General features: G+C 58.3%; 1 protein-coding gene. It reads left to right on the forward strand.

All coding sequences use genetic code 11. The features are described from left to right. Positions 1 to 690 (forward strand): AMP-binding protein (locus tag A6U86_RS24935; protein WP_141683805.1); only part of this gene is annotated, 690 nt, incomplete at both ends.

Genomic DNA, 690 nt, shown 5'->3' on the forward strand with positions numbered 1-690 from the left:
CCCGAGCGATCAGCCCTTGGTCTCACATCCCGCCATCTCGCCTATGTCATCTACACCTCCGGTTCAACCGGAAAGCCCAAAGGCGTCATGATCGAGCATGCTGGCGTATCCAATCTACTGAATGCGCTGTGTTCTACTTACCCGCTGAGCGCACAGGATGTCGTTCCAGCCAAGACGCCGTTCGGCTTTGATGCATCGGTACGTGAACTGTACTGGCCGCTAATTTGTGGCGCCAGGCTTGTTATAGCGAGACCAGAGGGACACAAGGATCCCGCTTATCTTATGGAACTCTTCCGGCGAGAGCAGGTCACAGCGCTCTACGCTGTTCCTTCGACCATACGCGCTTTACTTGAACAGGGTGAGTTGCATCGCTGCACCAGCCTTAGGTGGATGCTCTCGGGCGCCGAGCCATTATCAGTCCAGCTGGTACGCCGTCTTCGCGAGCAATTGCCTGCACTCAGCATCTTCAGTCAGTACGGGCCGACAGAGACGACCGTGTTTGTCACCCACTACCCCCTTGCCGAAATTGATTCTTTCGAAGCGACCGTCCCGATCGGGCGTCCGATGTCGAACACGCATGTCTATGTGGTGGATGCCCATGGCGGGCTTTGCCCTGTCGGCGTCGCCGGGGAATTGTGGATCGGCGGAGCCGGTGTCGCTCGCGGCTATCTGAACCGGCCCGAGCTGACG

This window comes from Rhizobium sp. AC27/96, from assembly GCF_001692325.1.
GTDB lineage: Bacteria > Pseudomonadota > Alphaproteobacteria > Rhizobiales > Rhizobiaceae > Rhizobium.